The organism is Saccharibacillus sp. JS10, from assembly GCF_024436065.1.
GTDB lineage: Bacteria > Bacillota > Bacilli > Paenibacillales > Paenibacillaceae > Saccharibacillus.
On the sequence record NZ_JANFNS010000002.1, the window covers coordinates 869,585 to 887,734 of the forward strand.

23 protein-coding genes are annotated in these 18,150 nt (G+C 44.3%); 20 read left to right on the top strand and 3 right to left on the bottom strand.

Annotated features, from left to right (window positions below; translation table 11 throughout):
* The first annotated feature begins 247 nt into the window (after positions 1–247).
* The 3 genes from NOM90_RS09300 (at position 248) to NOM90_RS09310 (ending at position 1,972) form a co-directional block, all read left to right on the top strand.
* Positions 248–937, top strand: coding sequence for a hypothetical protein (locus NOM90_RS09300; RefSeq protein ID WP_255941509.1), 690 nt, complete (start codon positions 248–250; stop codon positions 935–937).
* A 55-nt stretch (positions 938–992) separates the two neighbouring features.
* A complete protein-coding gene (locus tag NOM90_RS09305; protein WP_255941510.1) occupies positions 993–1,388 on the top strand; it encodes a GNAT family N-acetyltransferase in 396 nt (131 codons plus the stop codon).
* 80 nt (positions 1,389–1,468) lie between these two features.
* Complete coding sequence (locus NOM90_RS09310) at positions 1,469–1,972, top strand: hypothetical protein (protein WP_255941511.1); 504 nt, start codon at positions 1,469–1,471, stop codon at positions 1,970–1,972.
* A gap of 69 nt (positions 1,973–2,041) precedes the next feature.
* On the opposite strand, the gene NOM90_RS09315 is transcribed toward NOM90_RS09310, so the two are convergent.
* Positions 2,042–2,308, bottom strand: a complete 267-nt coding sequence (locus tag NOM90_RS09315) for an excalibur calcium-binding domain-containing protein (RefSeq protein WP_255941512.1) — start codon at positions 2,306–2,308, stop codon at positions 2,042–2,044.
* Between the two features lie 112 nt (positions 2,309–2,420).
* Between NOM90_RS09315 and NOM90_RS09320 the strand changes: the two genes are divergently transcribed.
* The 9 genes from NOM90_RS09320 (at position 2,421) to NOM90_RS09360 (ending at position 10,058) form a co-directional block, all read left to right on the top strand.
* A complete protein-coding gene (locus NOM90_RS09320; protein ID WP_255941513.1) occupies positions 2,421–3,071 on the top strand; it encodes a DUF2625 family protein in 651 nt (216 codons plus the stop codon).
* A 115-nt stretch (positions 3,072–3,186) separates the two neighbouring features.
* Positions 3,187–3,600 carry a phosphate-starvation-inducible protein PsiE gene (gene psiE, locus NOM90_RS09325; protein ID WP_255941514.1) on the top strand — a complete coding sequence of 138 codons (414 nt, stop codon included), beginning with the start codon at positions 3,187–3,189 and terminating at the stop codon, positions 3,598–3,600.
* Between the two features lie 301 nt (positions 3,601–3,901).
* Complete coding sequence (gene thrC / locus NOM90_RS09330; RefSeq protein WP_255941515.1) at positions 3,902–5,320, top strand: threonine synthase; 1,419 nt, start codon at positions 3,902–3,904, stop codon at positions 5,318–5,320.
* Between the two features lie 171 nt (positions 5,321–5,491).
* Positions 5,492–6,328 (top strand): hypothetical protein, encoded by an 837-nt coding sequence (locus NOM90_RS09335; protein ID WP_255941516.1) that lies wholly within the window; start codon positions 5,492–5,494, stop codon positions 6,326–6,328.
* 392 nt (positions 6,329–6,720) lie between these two features.
* The gene (locus NOM90_RS09340; RefSeq protein WP_255941517.1) at positions 6,721–7,599 is read left to right on the top strand and encodes an NAD(P)-dependent oxidoreductase; all 879 of its coding nucleotides are present in this window, start codon (positions 6,721–6,723) and stop codon (positions 7,597–7,599) included.
* Positions 7,586–8,071: a VanZ family protein gene (locus tag NOM90_RS09345; RefSeq protein WP_255941519.1), complete on the top strand. Its 486-nt coding sequence runs from the start codon at positions 7,586–7,588 to the stop codon at positions 8,069–8,071. The genes NOM90_RS09340 and NOM90_RS09345 overlap by 14 nt, the downstream gene beginning before the upstream one ends.
* Before the next feature lie 19 nt (positions 8,072–8,090).
* The gene (locus tag NOM90_RS09350; RefSeq protein ID WP_255941520.1) at positions 8,091–8,630 is read left to right on the top strand and encodes a histidine phosphatase family protein; all 540 of its coding nucleotides are present in this window, start codon (positions 8,091–8,093) and stop codon (positions 8,628–8,630) included.
* Positions 8,631–8,642: 12 nt separating this feature from the next.
* Complete coding sequence (locus tag NOM90_RS09355) at positions 8,643–9,047, top strand: hypothetical protein (RefSeq protein WP_255941521.1); 405 nt, start codon at positions 8,643–8,645, stop codon at positions 9,045–9,047.
* 108 nt (positions 9,048–9,155) lie between these two features.
* Entirely contained in the window at positions 9,156–10,058 is a 903-nt protein-coding gene (locus NOM90_RS09360) for a manganese catalase family protein (RefSeq protein ID WP_255941522.1), read from the top strand.
* Between the two features lie 92 nt (positions 10,059–10,150).
* On the opposite strand, the gene NOM90_RS09365 is transcribed toward NOM90_RS09360, so the two are convergent.
* Positions 10,151–10,870, bottom strand: coding sequence for a 3-keto-5-aminohexanoate cleavage protein (locus NOM90_RS09365; RefSeq protein WP_255941524.1), 720 nt, complete (start codon positions 10,868–10,870; stop codon positions 10,151–10,153).
* Positions 10,871–11,057: 187 nt separating this feature from the next.
* On the opposite strand from NOM90_RS09365, the gene NOM90_RS09370 reads away from it, so the two are divergent.
* From NOM90_RS09370 to NOM90_RS09395, 6 genes are all read left to right on the top strand, one after another.
* On the top strand, positions 11,058–12,086 hold the full coding sequence (locus tag NOM90_RS09370) for an HD-GYP domain-containing protein (RefSeq protein ID WP_255941526.1): 1,029 nt from the start codon (positions 11,058–11,060) through the stop codon (positions 12,084–12,086).
* 182 nt (positions 12,087–12,268) lie between these two features.
* Positions 12,269–12,808 carry a histidine phosphatase family protein gene (locus NOM90_RS09375; RefSeq protein WP_255941528.1) on the top strand — a complete coding sequence of 180 codons (540 nt, stop codon included), beginning with the start codon at positions 12,269–12,271 and terminating at the stop codon, positions 12,806–12,808.
* A gap of 22 nt (positions 12,809–12,830) precedes the next feature.
* Entirely contained in the window at positions 12,831–13,610 is a 780-nt protein-coding gene (locus NOM90_RS09380; RefSeq protein ID WP_255941530.1) for an ABC transporter ATP-binding protein, read from the top strand.
* A gap of 105 nt (positions 13,611–13,715) precedes the next feature.
* Positions 13,716–13,877, top strand: a complete 162-nt coding sequence (locus tag NOM90_RS09385; RefSeq protein WP_255941532.1) for a hypothetical protein — start codon at positions 13,716–13,718, stop codon at positions 13,875–13,877.
* Positions 13,878–14,209: 332 nt separating this feature from the next.
* The gene (locus NOM90_RS09390; protein WP_255941534.1) at positions 14,210–14,719 is read left to right on the top strand and encodes a GNAT family N-acetyltransferase; all 510 of its coding nucleotides are present in this window, start codon (positions 14,210–14,212) and stop codon (positions 14,717–14,719) included.
* A 121-nt stretch (positions 14,720–14,840) separates the two neighbouring features.
* Positions 14,841–15,284: an Hsp20/alpha crystallin family protein gene (locus NOM90_RS09395; protein ID WP_255941535.1), complete on the top strand. Its 444-nt coding sequence runs from the start codon at positions 14,841–14,843 to the stop codon at positions 15,282–15,284.
* A 222-nt stretch (positions 15,285–15,506) separates the two neighbouring features.
* On the opposite strand, the gene NOM90_RS09400 is transcribed toward NOM90_RS09395, so the two are convergent.
* Positions 15,507–16,340 carry a hypothetical protein gene (locus tag NOM90_RS09400; protein ID WP_255941537.1) on the bottom strand — a complete coding sequence of 278 codons (834 nt, stop codon included), beginning with the start codon at positions 16,338–16,340 and terminating at the stop codon, positions 15,507–15,509.
* Between the two features lie 190 nt (positions 16,341–16,530).
* On the opposite strand from NOM90_RS09400, the gene NOM90_RS09405 reads away from it, so the two are divergent.
* A complete protein-coding gene (locus NOM90_RS09405) occupies positions 16,531–17,445 on the top strand; it encodes a DnaJ domain-containing protein (protein ID WP_255941539.1) in 915 nt (304 codons plus the stop codon).
* A 14-nt stretch (positions 17,446–17,459) separates the two neighbouring features.
* Positions 17,460–18,140, top strand: coding sequence for an HD domain-containing protein (locus NOM90_RS09410; RefSeq protein ID WP_255941540.1), 681 nt, complete (start codon positions 17,460–17,462; stop codon positions 18,138–18,140).
* Positions 18,141–18,150 lie beyond the last annotated feature (10 nt).

Here is an 18,150-nt window from a genome sequence, read left to right on the forward strand (position 1 = left end):
AGGCTGTCGAGTATATCTCGGCAGCTTTTATTTTCACGACTTTGAATGAGTATGAGACAAACTTCGCATGTAGCCTTTTTTTGAAATTTCTCGGAAATAGGAAAAAACGGGCTGTGCGGCTACATCCTTTCACGTTAAAATAAGGAAACAAAAGGATACTCTCGAACATAAGATCTTGTTGATTTTTTAAGTTGACCATCATCGCTGCACACTTTTCGCAGACTTTACATAATAAAGGGGCATTCTTATGCTGATTCCCGATAATGCACAAACGATGGAGCGGCTCAAAGCATTTATTTGCAAATGGGCAGGACCGTCCAGACCTGAATACGGCGTTCGCTCTGATAGCCTTCCTAGCGATCTGCCTGCTGTATTAAAAGACTTTTATACGTTTGCCGGCAATTGGCCGAACCCTGCTTACGAGGCTGCTTTACAGCCAAATGGGTCACGAACGAAGTTATTCGAAGCCCAAGACAGATGGTTGGAACCGCAATTTTTGACTCGTCAAAATGATCGGATTACTTTTTTGTTGGAAAATGAAGGGCAATGGAGCTGTGAAGTCAATGCAGGGCAAAACGATTCTCCCGTTTATAGCGACGCGGCTATGCTATGGAATGATCGACTGGAAGAAAGCGAGATTGTTTGCCCGTCGATCAGTCATTTTTTAACGACGTTTTGTTTGCAAGAATTGGTCTTCGGCAGTCGATATTTCGGCAAGCTCGAAGGCGGTCTTGATCCCGCTCTGTTTCGCGAATCCTTGCATCCGCTTTGGTTGGACGGGTATTATGTGTTTAAAGAACCGTCTCATTCGTTTTATGTATGCGGCGATAACTTACTGATCATGGATTACTATTCGGATGTATGGTATGGCTCTTTGGAAGAAGATGCGTTATCGCTGATTCTTGATCCAAGTACAGTGAAACCGATTGAGCCTTAAACTTTATCTTTTTGCAAATGTTAGCCTGGCGCAATACTAAGGAGGCTTACACTCGATGATCGTCGTTAAATTACATACCGAAAAACCGATTCCACCGCTTCAATTGATGCGTTTATATGAGAATGTGGATTGGTGGCCGAACCGAACGAAAGATGGAATTCGGAAGATGTTAAATAACAGTATTGTGGTCGGGGCTTGGGAAGACAAGCAATTGGTCGGATTTTGCCGAGCGGTATCGGACGGGGTGTATCGGGCTTATATCGAAGACGTAGCGGTCTTAACGACGCATCGCAGTCAAGGAATCGGGAAGCAGTTAATGGATCAGATGATCAAAAAATTACAGGGTATCGAAGTCGTTAGTTTATTTTGCTCGCCTAAGCTTGCTGATTATTACCGAAGTAGCGGGTTTGATTCGACCAAGCAGACGGTTATGCACAAAACGAAAATGTAATCCAATTTTTACGAAACGAATTCGATTTGGGACGCGTTCATAGAGGTAGAGTCGAAATTTCCATAAAGGAGGAAAAAGAAATGATACCTGAACGTCGACGTTTTGCGGTACGTACCGCTTATCCCATCACAATCTCGTTTGTTTATTTGATTCAAGCCGCGCTGTTTTATATGATGTTTTATCAGCAATATCGGTTGGAAAAAGAAAGTCCATATCCAGCTATACAAAATTGGACTTCGATCTGGTTTGTGTTAGGGGTCGCTATTTTGCTCACGATCGCTGCTGGATTTTCCATTTGGCAAGCTTTTCGACCCGAATATGAACTTGAATTGAGTGAAGATCGAATCAAGCTGCGCCGCGTGGAACTGGGGAGCCAAGAGATCAAAAAAGTCTATATTTCGGGTCTGGATACGGATCAGATCGCAATCGGAATCAAACCCAAAGGTAAGCTTGCGGTTCCGAACGACTTTTCGTTTAAGATCAACGATACTGAACAGGTTGGGCAACAAGTTCGCGAGTTTTTGAATTGGGCTAAGCATCATAATATCCCGGTTATCAATCGCAAATCGACAAGCTGGATGTAAAACCTCATGAATAGATAAAAAAACGGCAATCGGAACTATTCCGACTGCCATTTTTTAATTAAAGGGAGCTTATTTTTCGCAAGCGATAAAGTCTTTGTCTCGATCGCTTTTTTTGTTAGCTTCGTACAGCTCGGCAGAAACGAACGGCTTATACCGGGTTTTGCCGCCTTTGTTTTTAACAGATGCAGATTTTGCGACTCCACCTTTATAATCTTTACGGAGTTCGGTACAATTTTTATACGTTTTTGCAGCTGCATTCACCTGTTGCGTCGATACCGGAACAGCGATCGCAACCAATAAAGAAAAACTCAGACCGTAAATCACACTTTTTTTCATATTATCCTCCTCCAGATTCTAAGTTGACACATACAAGGAGATTATCGGCAAAAATAGAGGGGTTTTGAAGAGTAAGGCATACATACATAAATATAGAAAGGGCGTATAAACGATGGAAAATCAATCGAAAAGTTCGGCATGGGCACCTACGCTAGAAATGATCAGTTCGGCTACGAATCAAGTTCAAGTCTTGTCAAACGATCCAATCATAGGAGAGCGAACATTGGCTGAACTTCAAATGAGCGATACTTCGACGTTGGGAGCGGTCGCTTTGAATAGTGGCGGTCTTCTAATCGATAACGGTTGGCTGCGTATACTGGGCTCTGGTCATGCTGAGATTTGCGGAGATCTTCGTTCTTGGAACGGGCTGGGCGAACATCCGGTTACACTTTCTTTTAAGCCGCAAGGTTATTTTATCGTGGCTTACGATGTTGCCGGAGGGTTCTTCGCTTTACACGCTCAGTCGCCTACTGTTTTCTATTTTGCGCCGGATACCTTGGATTGGGAAGATACGGAGAAAGGATATACCGATTTTCTTGATTGGGCTCTGAATGGCGATTTGGAGCAGTATTACTCGACATTTCGCTGGAAAGGTTGGGAGCGGGAAGTAGGAGAGCTTAGCGGTTCACAAGCGATTTTGATCTATCCTTTTTTATGGACAAAAGAAGGACGCCGTATCCATCAATCGGAGCGAAAAGCCATTCTGGTCGAAGAATTGTGGGATTTGCAACAAGATATGAGAAAGCAAGGATTCGGTTCTTGATATTAAATGTTTAAACCTATCGTTTTATAGATTGCCGCTTATTTTGATACAATATATACTTTATGCAGTAAATCTTTTCTTAAATTAAAGTTGCATAAAGGGGAAAAAACAAAAAATGAATTCATGGATGGATTATGTCAAAAAAATCCCTGCTGTTTTGCAGGCGATTTTGAATGTGGCACTGGCTTTGGTGGCACTTACTCTATGTTTCTTTTTAGTTAAAGAAACATGGCATATTTTTAGTTTTATTTTCTTAGAAGAAAATGAGGCGACCGGATACGAACTTGCTGGACGTTTGCTTGTATTCTTTTTGTATTTTGAGTTTATTGCTCTTATTATCAAATACTTCAAAAGCGGATTTCATTTTCCACTCCGTTACTTTATCTACATTGGCATCACGGCAATCATTCGGCTGATCATTGTAGATTACGATAATTCAACCAATACGGTGATGTGGTCATTAGCCATTCTGATTTTATTGGGTGCTTTGTTTGTATCCAATGCTCGTAGTGTTCGAAATGACGATTAAACTTTATGGGTGAACAAACGAAGAAGTTTGGCGATAAGCCGACTTCTTTTTTTATATTTTCGAAAAAAATAATGTCTATCCTGTAGAGATTGTTGTCCACGTAAACGATTCTTATCTGCATCATTCTACTATCGATTTTGTATGAAATGTACACGTCAGACGGACATTGTAGATTGAATTGCGATTTTTCATAAAAATTAACGTTTACTTTTTAGTGAAAATCATAAAAAAAGACTGTCATCGGATGTCCGTTTCGCGGTATGATGGTTGAAATATTCTCGATATAATTGGGGGCTTTACGATGAATTACATCAGTACAAGAGGTCAAGTTGAACCAAAAGGCTTTATCGATACCGTGTTGATGGGGCTCGGCGAAGACGGAGGTCTTATGGTGCCGGAGCAAATTCCGACTGTATCCGCATCTACTTTGGAACAGTGGAAAACATTGCCGTTTCGCGAGTTGTTTATCGAAATCTTCTCCTTATATGCAAATAACGAAATTCCGGAAGCGGATCTGAAAAAATTAGTCGACGATAGCTACGCAAGTTTCCGGGACCCGGAAGTGACTCCGGTTCGCAAACTTAACGATTCATTATATATTTTGGAACTGTTCCATGGCCCTACTTTTGCGTTCAAAGACGTAGCGCTTCAATTTATGGGTGAGTTTTATTCTTACGTGTCCAAAACGCGCGGCGAGATCATTCATATCTTGGGTGCTACATCCGGCGATACCGGCGCTGCCGCGATTCAAGGCGTACGTGGCAAAGAAGGCATCAAGATTTGTATTTTGCATCCGCATGGCAAAGTCAGCAAAGTACAAGAACTGCAAATGACGACGGTCAACGACGAAAATGTACTGAATCTATCGGTTCACGGCAACTTCGACGATTGCCAGCGCATTATCAAAGAACTGTTCTCGGATCTAAATTTCAAAAGCAAATACCATCTGCGTGCAATCAATTCGATCAACTTTGTACGGATTTTGGCGCAAACGGTCTATTACTTCTATGCGTATTTCCAAGCGGAAAAACAAGTCGGCGATGCTTCCAAAAAGATCAACGTCAGCGTTCCTTCCGGCAACTTCGGCAATATTTTCTCCGGCTTTATGGCGAAAAAGATGGGCTTGCCGATTAACAAACTGATTATCGCAACCAATGAAAATAATATTTTGGAGCGCTTCGTCACTACAGGCGAATACCAACCAGGCGAGTTCCGCAAAACGCATAGCCCGTCGATGGATATTCAAGTCGCGAGCAACTTCGAGCGTTATCTGTACTACTTGCTGGATGAAGATTCCGCTCAAGTATCTCAGTACATGAATACACTGGCGACAGAAGGCAAAATCACAGTAGAAGGCGATCTCCTGAGCCGTGTACAAGCGGAACTTCTGGCTTTGGGTGCGACCAACCAGCAAAACTTGGAGTTGATCGGCAAATATCGCAATGAAACAGGTTACCTGCTTGATCCGCATACGGCTTGCGGCGTTGCCGCTTCCGAAACTTTCACCGAAGAGGGCGAAGTGACGGTATCGTTCGCGACTGCGCACCCAGCCAAGTTCGATGAAGCGATCAAATTGCTGGATATCGTGCAAGAATTCCCTGTAGAAATCGCAGAATTGGTCACGAAAGATCAATTCCAGACGGTGATCGACAACGATAAAGCCGAAGTCACGCGTCAGCTTCAACAGTTTTTTGCAGGCGATAAAATTTCTCAAGCTTAACAGACTTTAAAAGTTATCAATCAAGCGCTTTTTCCGAATCTACATTTTACTTCGGAGAAGGCGCTTTTTTGTATGTTTTTTTGGACTTGTAGCTAAATTGCTCTTAAACAATCAGTGAAATTCAGTTAAAATGGAAAAGAAAGCAAAATAGAAAAAGATGAGGGTGTTGAAGTGAATACAGCCTATAAAAAGCAAGTCAGAAAAATGAGATGGATCGGTTGGTTTGGTATATTCTTTTTTGGTTTGTGTATGGTCATAGGATTCGCAGAAGGCGAAGCTTTGATGGCACTGTTGGGTCTTTTGATGACAGGAGTCAGTGTATGGATATTGACTCGAGCTGGAAAAATCAAAAAACTGAACGAAAGTTTCGGATCGGATTATGTAGCGGGGCAAGGGTTCAAGCGTTACCGTCGATCAAAAGCAGACAAACTTAAATATTTAACGCTGACGCAATGGATCGTTTCACTAATGTTTATAGCTGTAATTTATTTCGGTATCGGAAGTCTTGTCATCAATCTGACTGTTGGTTCAATCGTGTTAATTTCTATGCAGTTTTCAATCAAGCAACGTATCAAAAGACATGTCCAAACCGATCCGCAGACTTTGCAGCAATTGCAACATCTAGGCTTGGTTACCCAAGAAGAACAAGTTCAAGCTTTGTATAAAGATTTTGAACGTTGGAATGATCTCCGGTGGGATACGCCGATTTTGGTTATCACTCGTGAAAAGTTGAAAGTCTTTCAGCTGCAACAAAATCGAACATTCTCTGTAAATGAAATCTTGCTCAGCGACGTAAAAAAGATGAGCGTACAAACAATAGCATACACCGGTAGAAGACTGCTAATCGCAATCGGAGACGGTATGTATAATCAAATCAGTTGCAGCTTAAAAGGACAAAGCCGCACCGACTCGCCCGAAGAATTTATGTCCGATCTTCTACGCGCGATTGATTATGCTTTACTTGGCTTCGGCGACTATTCGTTAGGCGGCGGATCGCGTTCCGCTTGAACTTTTTCGAAATAACGTAACTGTAAGCGAGCAGACGGAGAGAGAAATTCAGTGCAGTAAAGCATTTCTAAGAAATGCACTTCGGAAGCCTATGCTAGTAGTGTTCGCCTTTGTGATGCAGATTCTCCAAAAGATAACTGTCGAATTTGCATCGCTACTTGGGAAAATTCCAATAAAATTCTAATCTCTTTTCCCAAGTTCAACAAGCGACCGAAACGAATTTCTCTCGCAGTCTGCTCGCTTACTGCTCCCACTTAACTTTGTTCACAGCGACGCGACCTCATAGGTCGCCTTTTTGTTTTACAAAGATGTATGTAAAGCACGACATGACGAGCGCCAACAATTACGGTATGCTGAACATATATAACAACCTAAAAAGGAGTGCGAAATCAATGACAACTTTAGCATGGATCGGAACGGGATATATGGGGCTGCCTATGGCTCGCAATCTGCTTAAATCAGGTTACACCGTTAACGTATATAATCGCACCATCGAAAAAGCACAGCCACTAACTGAAGACGGCGGCAATATCGTTTCTTCACCGAAACAAGCTGCCCAACGCGCAGAAGCCGTATTTATCATGCTCACCAAAGGCGAAGCTGTTGAAGCTGTATTGAATGGCGAAGAAGGATTAATCGCTGGTCTTGCACCCGGAACGCTTGTTGTGAACATGAGCACAATTGCGCCAGGCGAAGCACGTGAATTTGCCAAACAAGTTCAATCCGCTGGCGGCGTCTATATAGACGCTCCCGTATCCGGTTCCGTAGCTCCGGCAGTCAACGGTCAATTGGTCATTTTAGCCGGAGGAGCCGAAGAATCAGTGAAGCGCTGCGAGCCGTTTTTCGAAGTGTTGGGCAAAAAAACGATCCGATTCGGTGATGTCGGCGCAGGCAGTTCAGCGAAACTATCGATTAATTTGCTACTTGGGATTACCGCACAAGGAATCGCGGAATCGCTTCTGCTCGGTGAACAAGCAGGGCTTCAGCGTGAGCAATTGATCGAAATGATCGGAGAGTCGGCAGTCCAGACTCCGATGTTGTCTGCGAAAAAAGAGATGTGGATGAACGAAGAATTTCCAGCTGCTTTTATGGTGAGCCTGTTATCCAAAGATTTAAGCCTCGTCACAGCCGAAAACAAACGTGAAGGCATTCAGCTTCCTTTAGCCGAAGCTGTAGAGCGTACGTATGCGCAAGCGGTTCAAAGCGGCAAAGGCGAATTGGATATGGCGGCAGTCTGGTTAGAGTTGAAAGAATCTATTGAAAACAAATAAACGTCGCAGACAACCTATTAAAGCTCCCAGCAAACTAACAAAAGGTATAGCCGGTCTATTGCTGATTGGTTATATCTCCTTACTTCTGTATTGGATGTTCTGGGGTTTCGGACGTTCTACGCATATAAGCGGAGATTTTCGTTATAACCTCGTACCGCTAGAAACGATCCGACTTTTTGCTAAATCTGCGAGTTGGGATAATCTTCGCGCCCCGCTGATTAATTTAGCTGGCAATGTAGCTGTATTTGTCCCGCTAGGTGTATTACTTCCGATCGTTTTTACTAAACTGCGGTTGTATATCCGATTCTTGCTTGCTTTTGTGTTGATGATTAGCCTATTGGAATTGTCGCAAGGTATATTGGGAGCGGGAGTCGCCGATATCGATGATCTGATTTTGAATACGATCGGGGGCAGTATCGGCTATATGATTTATTCTTATTTTGCTAGTCGTAAAGCCGGTCGTAACCGATAATAAATAGTATAGGAGAAAGGTGAGTACGTTGACGATTTTTTATTTGATTCGACATGGAGAACCGGATTGGGAACCGTATAAGCCGCTGCGCTTAAAAGGGAATGGACGAGATCTGGTGCCGCTCACAGCGCGGGGACAAGACCAGATTGTTCAGACTTCTACGCATCCGAAACTCAAGCAAGCGGAGCTAATTATTTCTTCACCCTATACACGTGCAATGCAGACCGCAGCGATTTTGTCGCGTCGGCTAGATTTGGATATACAGGTCGAATACGATCTGCGGGAATGGCAGCCCGATCTATCTTTTGAATATGATAGCGAGGAAAGATTGCTTGAACTGCGTGACGATTTTGACCGATATAAAGGTATACGTCCTGTAGGAGAAAAGAAATTGTGGGAAAGCCGTGAGATGTTGGTGCGACGATTGAAGCAGACTTTAGATCGTTATCGAATGTATTCTCATGTGATCGTTGCAGGGCACGGGACTTTATTCGGTTCACTTGTAGGTCGTTCAGATATTGTGCATGGTGAAATGATCGAATATGAGCTTGTTGAATAAGGAGTAGAACATATGAAAAAAATCGCGATCGGCGGCATTTTAACATTAGCGGGTACTTGGATTGTTGGTTGTATTTTTGTCGCAGCTGCGTTGTATGTGCCGAATATGTCTTCTTGGGAAGGGACGCGCGTCTGGTATGCCATTTTCGGCGGAGGCACTTACGAATCGGACCTGAAGCAAAGTATGGCGCTTGGGTTGCCTTTCGTAGTAGGGCTAATTATGGTCGTAGGCGGGCTTGTAATTTTGATGATCGAGCTATTTCGTTCTGAAAATCCGAAAGTGCCTGTAGCCTTGGCTCCTACGACTTCAACGCCGCAGTTGGTTCATCCTGAACCGCAATCGTATGTAATCCCGAAAAAGACGTCAAAAGTCGAACAAGAAGAAGACATTCCGACTATGAAAGAAATCCAGCCTTAAAAAATCTCGGACAGATTAACAAAATTTAGTTATTTACGTTTGAAAAAGTCCCCCTGGTGTAATGTAGGTTAGCAGTACACTTTATCTACACCTAGGAGGAAGCCCTACATGTTCAAACGCATGGAAGAGATTATGATCGAGATCCCGGATGTTGAAAAGCCGGACCCGAACGCTGCGGCTGCCGTTCAAGAATTATTGGGCGGCAAATTTGGCGAAATGTCCACGCTGAACAACTATCTGTTCCAATCGTTTAATTTCCGCTCCAAATCGAAGCTTAGACCTTTTTACGATCTGGTTATGAGTATCACCGCAGAAGAACTAGGGCATGTAGAGTTGGTTACGCATGGCATCGGCAAAATTTTGCAAGGTTCCACGTCGCCGGGCAATCCAGATAAAAGCCCATTAGAATCGGTCAAAGACGCTAGACTTTCGTATCCTTTCCTTGCAGGTGCACAAGGCGGTATGCCGATCGATTCAATGGGAAATCCATGGACAGGAGCCAATGTGTTTAACAGCGGTAACCTGGTCGAAGACTTATTACATAACTTCTTCCTGGAGTGTGGAGCACGTACACATAAAATGAAAGTCTATGAAATGACCGATCATCCAGCTGCGCGAGCGGTTGTTGGATTTTTGTTGGTACGCGGAGGCGTTCACGTGGTGGCTTATGCCAAAGCACTGGAGATCGCAACAGGCGTCAATGTGACGAAGTTGATTCCGATTCCGTCTCTGGATAATCGCAAATTCAATGAATCGAGAAAATACGAAGAAAAAGGCGTGCATACGAAACTGTATACGTGGAGCGATAACGATTTCACCACGATTGATCAGATCTGGAAAGGCACGCATCCTGAAGACGGTTCGCCGTTGGAAGTCATTCATGGTGTTCCTAAAGGTGTACCGATTCCGGAAGCCCCGCCGATTGACGAAGAATTCGCACCCGGTATTTCCGCCGCTGAATTCAAAGAAATCGCGAAGCGCTTAAAACAATCCGGTAATATCAAAGAATAACCGTTTTATTATTCAACTGTACATCCGCTCAAACCTCACTTGCGAATATCGGAGTGAGGTTTTTTAGTATTGGCTTTTTTACAACTAACCACTCAAAAACGACCTTCGATTAGTTTGGCAGTCATCACTAACTCTTCATTATCAGCAGCTGTGACGCCGGATAACAACATATTCCCGTCTTCCAACCCGATCCGTCCATCGAATCCTTGCAGCAAAGCTTCGATATACATCGGCCACATCGTTTGATGCGAGCCATGTAGCAGAATCGGCAGATGGCAGTTGGCTCGCTTCAATACGCCGCGAATCCTGCGTACGATCGCGGACTCTTTTCCGGGATCAGGATCATGAATACCGATCAATACGCGCAAGCAAGCGTCGAAACCCGGCATCGCCACAAAGCGTTCGGCATCGGCTTCAGAGCGAATACCGGCTTCGACTGCAATTCCTTTGGCAAAAGCAGTCGAAATGATCCATTCCGCATCCGGTTCGTCCATATTGATCGAAATATAATCAGGCAACACAACCCATGAGTGCAAAAGCTTCATCCGTGCAGCGCTATCTGGCAAGATCGACCAAGTTGTCGAGATACCGATCGGAATGCCGGGCACGCGTTCTCGAACAGCCAATAAAGTAGCTGCTACGTCTTCAGGTGCTAGACTTTCTTTGCCGGATTGATCTCGCACATGGATATGTAATTCGGCGGCTCCGGCTGTGATAGACTTTTCCGCATCGACTGCAATTTCGTACGGCGTATAAGGAATAGCCGGATGGTCTTCACGCGTACGAGAACCATTCAAGCAAGCTTGCAGCATCAAAATTCCTCCTTCGACTTTGGCTACAACATTCTGTATCAAAAAATCGGATAGTCACTTTGCCTTATTTTTAAAAGCTTTTTCCACGACTAAAGTCGTTATTCCTGCTTGCTGACTCACAAAAAAGAGTTTGTATCCGATATTTTTAAGATAAGAGAGTGTTAAGTACATTTTAGGGGGTTGTCCTTTGCGAATTCATGTGACGGATCTTGAACAAAATGAGATATTAAAAGAAGACGCATTTAGCCCATCGGGTCTGCACGTGTTACCAAAAGGAACGGTTATCGGAATCGACGAAATCGATCTACTTAATCGGCAAAAAATAGACTACGTAGAGATCGAATCCCAAAAATCCGCGACCCAATCGAATGTTTTGAGCGCCGCGATGAAAAGTCATATCGAACTTGCGATTCGCGGGTATCAATCGATCTTTTTGGAAGCGTTAACCAGTGGTACATTTGACGAAGAATACGTCGATTTGCAACTGGAACCTCTTTTGCAGACCGTCGACGAACATCGCGATATCGTATCACTGTTGCTTGTGTTGGAGCGCGAAGATGTGAGTCTATACAATCATTCGATGCAAGTTGGCATGCTGTCTTATTACATGGCTACGTGGCTTGGATATACACGCGAAGAATGTTATGCCATCAGTAAAGCCGGTTATCTGCATGATATTGGCAAAAGCAAAATTTCGCCAACGATTCGCAATAAGACAGATTATTTTACCGATTACGACCGCCAAGAATTACGCAAACATACGAACTTGGGTTATGACATTATCAAAAATTCGATGAATGACGAGACGACTGCGCTTGTGGCTCTTCAGCATCATGAGCGTGAAGACGGTTCCGGTTATCCGCAAAATTTAACTAAGCCGGATATTCATCCGTACTCGCAGATCGTCGCTGTCGCCGATACATATTTAAATCTGTCCGAAGTTAAAAAAGGAGAGCCACACCGTCCGCTTCTCGATATTTTACGTGAAGTTAGCGAGATGGGTTTCGGTAAGTTAAATGAAAAACCTGTTCAAGCTCTCGTCCAACATTTAATGTCGAATCTGATCGGCAAAAACGTACGTTTGAGCAGTGGGGATACAGGCGTTATTATTTTAAATAACCCATCCGATATTTTCAAACCATTGGTGCGCGTAGGCGAAACATTCCACGATCTATCCAGAGAACGGAATCTGATCGTTGAAGAAGTCTTTTTATAAATCGATCTTTTGGTATAATCGAAGCCCTTCTGATCTATTCAGAAGGGCTTTTTGAATATAAAAAAACAAATTCATTAAATGAAAAATTCACAATAGAAAAAAGCAATTGATTACGTCTGGAAAAAAGGTCACAATAACAATAACCAACACATTATAGTACACACTAGGAGCTGAACAGACAAATGATAGAATTGTTGGTTGTCAGACACGGCGAATCCCAACTGGATTGGGAAGAAGATCGCCGGGATCATATCGATTGCGATCTTACGCCACTCGGAGAACGTCAAGCCGGGCTTGCAGCAGCTTGGATCGCCAATCGCTACCGTCCGCATGAGATTATTTCTAGCCCGCTTAAGAGAGCGGCGCGAACAGCCGAAGCGATTGCACAAGAATGCAAACTGTCGGTTTCTTATGATGAAGATCTGATTGAAAAAAGTGACGATTTGAATCATAATACACACTCGTTCATCTATGATCGGGCTCAAGCTGAAGCTTTTTTGTTGAAAATTTTGACTGCGCACCGATCCAAATCGGATTTGCATCGAATCTGTATCGTATCGCATGGAGCGGTTATCGAGTTGTTATTCCATAGTTTAATCAACCTTCCTTTTCAAACCGAGATTTCTTTGGCAACAGGCGATACCGGTATTCATTTGTGGCGGATCGACGGTTCGCGCAGACGTATTATCTTTATGAACGCACAAGATCATTTGCGAATTTGATTGAAGATAAGGAGGCAGCATATTGGCACCCGTTATTGAATTGAAAAACGTGTCGTGGAGACGCGGCGAAAATCAGATCTTGCAAGATATCAATTGGACAGTCGAAGAAGGGCAGCACTGGGCGGTATTGGGGCTTAACGGATCGGGTAAAACGAGTATCTTGAATATCATCAATGGCTATATGTGGCCTACAAGCGGCGAAGTGTCGGTATTGGGTCATCGTTTCGGTACGATCGATCTGCGTGAATTGCGCAAAAGTATCGGTTGGGTCAGTTCATCGCTGCAAGAAAAAATTCGTCCGAACGAACAAACGTTAGAGATCGTGATCAGTGGCCGTCATGCGTCGATCGGTCTGTATACGGAGATTGAAGATACTGATCGTAAGAAAGCACAGCAGTTGATGGAAGACTTAGGCTGCGCACATCTAATCGGGCGGACATATCAGACCTGTTCGCAAGGGGAGAAGCAGAAATTGCTGATTGCCCGTGCGCTTATGGCTTCGCCAAAGCTACTCATTTTGGATGAAGCGAGCAATGGATTAGATTTTATTTCTCGCGAAGCTTTGCTACATAGTATCGATCAGTTAGCGGCTAGACCGGATGCGCCTACACTTTTGCTGGTTACGCATCATACCGAAGAAGTGTCTCCTGTATTTTCACATTCGCTCCTGATTCGCCGGGGCGAAATATTCGCTCAAGGTTCTTCTAGCGAGATCTTAAGCGATCAGCATTTGTCCGAATTTTTTGAAATGCCGGTTGGCGTTGAATGGCGCGGCGGCAGAGCTTGGTTGTCGGTTCGGTAAATACATACATAAGCCTATCGTTTGAGCCTGAATGTTTTCTTCTTCGCTCAGCGGGTAATGATAACTTGTGAAAACAACTAGAACTCAATCGAGGAGGCTTACATCATGACAGATTCTAACAAAGATCAAAATCAACAAAGCGCCGGTGAAGATACATTGATGGAAAAAACGCGTAAAGAAAACGGAGCCAACGTCGAAACGCAAGCAGACGAATGGGCAGCGAAGCCTTCTCCAAAAGCTTCCGGCGACTCCGAAGATCAAAAATAAAGAAATTCTCATGAAAAAAAGACGCCATTAAATTGGCGTCTTTTTTTTACTTTTCTCTCTTAACTTTCGCTCACCACATATCCTTGAGCCCAACGAAGGGAGAAATTTAGATCAAGACGCCTTTGAACGAGGAATCCTACAGTTTGTTCTTCGTTGTAATCCGAGTGAGACAGCGCCTTGAACGAATTTCTCCTGTAGCGTCTCTTCGCACGCACCCTTCCACCATCTGAATCCTTTTTGCCTAATGTATGGAAGTTTAGTAGAATGGACAAAGGTCGAAGACTTGATAGAAGCTTTGCCCGGCAACCCATAACAGACGGGAGCGAATAAAGATGAGCGAGTTGATTATGCGTACAGCAAGTTCTGACGATATTGCGCAACTAGCCGAGATGCGATACGACTATACGCTAGAAGATCATCCTGAGCTAGACATCACGGATGAGCAGAAGATGGATTATACCGACGAAATGCACGAGTTTTTGGAAGAAGCGATCGGTTCGGAACATTGGGTAGTCTGGGTTGCCGAATACGGCAGCGAAATCGTCGCCCATGCGTATTTGGAATTGATTCGTAAAGTGCCAAGACCCGGGCGTACGACTCAATCTTTTATTTATATGACCAATGTCTATACGCGTCCCGAACATCGAGGGCTTGGAATCGGCAGTCGATTGACACAAGTCATCGAACAATGGTCGCGAGAGTTGGATCATGATTTTATTATGGTATGGCCGAGTGGTCGAGGCGAAGATTTTTATGCCAAAAACGGCTATTCCGCTTGCTCTGTTCCGATGGAACTTAAGCTGACCGTTGATCAAGCGCCTACGCATCGGTCTCTTTCGTAAAAGAAGCGTTCAGTAGTTCTTCATGTAAAGCGCATAGCTGAAGCTATGCGCTTTTTCGCTGCTTGGTCAACGTGAACAAAGGTTAATTAAATAAAAAAGCCCCTAGAGAGGAGAATGTAAGATGTTTGAACAAGGACCGTTTGGCAGACGCGCAGAAGAAATTTTCGATCAGATGGCAAAAACCTTCGGCGGTACGTTCGGTGAAGATTTTGCTTCTTCGATTCGAGACCGTGTTTTATCTTTCCGTACCGATATTTACGAGTACCCCGATCGTTATATTCTCGAAGCCGAATTACCCGGTTTTGACAAAGACCAGATCGATATTGATTACACTGCATCGTCACTGACGATCCGTGCCGTTCGCCGGGACAATCAAGAAGGACAAGAAGATCGCCGAGTGATCTTAAACGAACGCCGTCACGGCGAATTCGTACGTCATTTCCATCTGGAAAACGCCAACCGCGACGAAATCCGCGCTTCACTCAAAGAAGGCGTACTCAAACTCGATATCCCCAAACTCCAATCTTCCACCAGCAAACGAATCCTTATCGAAAGCGAAGATTAAGAAAAACCCGCTCCCAACCCGGAGCGGTTTTTCTTTCTTTTTCTTTTTATGTTTCCTCCCACCAATCACCCTCAAAATAGCCGCCTAGCCCCAGCGAAAAGAGAAATTCAGAGAAAAACGCCTTTGAACAAAAAAATGATGCCCTGAATATTCAGGGCATCATTTTTGCAGTGAAACAGCGTTTTGAACGAATTTCTCTGGCAGCGTCTTATAACGCCTCGCTCAGGCCTGTTTTAAACGCTCATACGCAGCTTCCACACTACGCGAAGCCGCTTCGATCACAAGCAGAACGCTTTTACTATTCAGCAAAGTTTCCAGATCACTGGTTTGTCGATCAAAATCAGCTTTTAACTTTTGCAGTTCCGAGCTATCTGGTTGTTGATTTATCCATTCTTCGGCTTGTTCAATCTGAATTTGCAGATGGTTCAAGCGTTCGCTGCGATCGATATTCATCCGATCTCGAAGCTGTACGGCTCCTGCAATATAACTACGATACGCTTGACGGAATTGCTCTATATTAGCTGATTCATCGTAGACCACAGATTGGACTTGTTCGATCACAGCGTACATGTCATCGGCAGCATCTTGAGGATACGTACCCGGAGTCGTGCCGACCGAAGATTGTAAGACGCGCACCATTTGGAACGTTTGACGTTCAACAATAGAAGCATCTTGAATATATAAGTTAATATAAGCATCCAGTTTCTTTTTTAAAGTCAGCGTCGCCGCTTTTAATTGAGCCGTAGTTGTCGATGGATGGAGTAGCAACTTATACGCTTTGTCGGAAGCTGCTTTTACCGCTTGGTATTCTTCGTTGTCAGGGTCTCGATAAAAATCTTCGGCTGCCCAATCGCTCATCGCAAGTTCATGCAGTAAAGCTTTCTTTTCCGGCTGGTTCCAGTTCGTATTCGTAGTTTGGGAAGTCTGTGTTTGTTCAGAAACCGTTGCTGCGTATGTAGGCAAAGAAAGTGAGATCGAAGTTCCGCCTAACAAAAGACTACAAGCAAGTGTCGTAGACACCCAAGTTTTCGTATGTCGTACATTCCATGTTTTCAAAAAAGAACGCCTCCTTGTGTAGATCATGTTGTAAAAGCTGAGGACGGAAGGGTCGCTGTTCTTCTGTAATTAAACGTATGAGCATAAACGAAACGCAAACGCTTTAAAAAAGATGCAACGCTCTGTTCCTTCATATAAAATAAAAGAAGATATGGGTAAAGAATAAGATAGAGTCGAGGGGAGGATTGTCATGCCGGAACAAAACTACTACGACACACTCGGAGTCAACGCTAACGCCTCCCAGGCGGAAATCAAAAAAGCCTATCAGAAATTGGCGAAACAATGGCATCCCGACGTTAACAAAGCACAAGGTGCAGAAAGTCGCTTCAAAGAAATCGCAGCCGCTTACGAAGTATTGGGAAGTGAAGATAAGCGTAGCGAATATGATGCTTCTCGAAGGCGCCGCTCTGCTCCTAACTTTGGCAATCAAGGAGCACGTGGGCAAAGCGCAGGAACTCAAGACGCGGATCGTTCTTTTGATTGGATCAATGATCTTCAACATGAAGATTTATTCGATATGTTTTTCAACGAACGGATGGGTGGGCTTGGCGGAGCTACGACTCAGAGTCAGCCTCAGCGTCCTACGCAATCGACACTTGAAGTTACACTCGAACAAGCGTATACCGGAGAGACGGTGCGTATTCAGTTGAGTGGGAAAAAGATCGGGCTGCGTTTGCCTGAACGTTCGCGGAACGGGCATACGATTCGAATGACCGGAACCGGAAACAACGGAATTGCCATCGGCGAAGAATTGCGTATCGTATTGAAAATTGCGCCGCATTCGATCTATTCGTTAGAAGAAGAAAATGTGGTGGCTAGTCTTCGGATCGCACCGTGGCAAGCCGCGCTTGGCGGAAAAGCGAGAATCGTATTGCCTGACGGAGCAGCCGTCAACCTGAATATCCCGCGCGGGATTGCAGCAGGAAGTCGGTTACGTATTTCGCGGCGTGGACTCAAAAAAGCAGACGGTACCTATGGCGATCTGTTTGCAGAGATTGATATCATTGTGCCGGATCCGTCCAGCGAAGAAGAAGAACTGTATCGCCGTTTGGAGCAATTATCGAGTTATCGCCCGCAATTAGGCAAGATTAGAAACAGACCCTAAAGGAGTTTATGAATATGCAAGGCAAGTTCCCGTTAACAACGCGTCAAACGACTATTTTGCAATCCGCAACCACATTGGCAAAAAACACGCTTGAAAACGAAGGTAGCGGTCATGATTGGTGGCATATCTACCGAGTCACGCGACTTAGCAAAAAAATCGCGGTAGCCGAAGGGGCTAATTTATTTATTTGCGAACTAGCGGCGCTGCTACATGATCTGATCGATGAAAAGTTATTCGACGATCCAGAAGCGGAAAAGCAGCGTCTTCAAGACTGGATGCTCGAAAATGAAGTGACTACAGACGAAGCCGCGCATGTGATGGAGATTATTACGACGTTATCGTTTAAAGGCGGAGCCGGTCAGCCGATGACGACGCTTGAAGGTGAAGTCGTACAAGACGCTGATCGCTTGGATGCGATCGGCGCGATTGGGATTGCACGAACTTTTGTCTACTCCGGTAAAAAAGGACGTCCGATGTACGATCCGAATGTTCCGGTGCGTGAAGAAATGACGCCAGAGCAATATCGAGACGGCAAAGATACCGCAATCAACCACTTTTACGAAAAATTATTAAAATTACAACATCTGCTCAATACCGATGCAGGGCGCAAGATCGCTCAGCAACGGCATACGTATATGGAGCAATTTTTACGACAGTTTAAGCAAGAGTGGGATGGGCTAGACGGCGAATTGTAGAAGGAGAGAG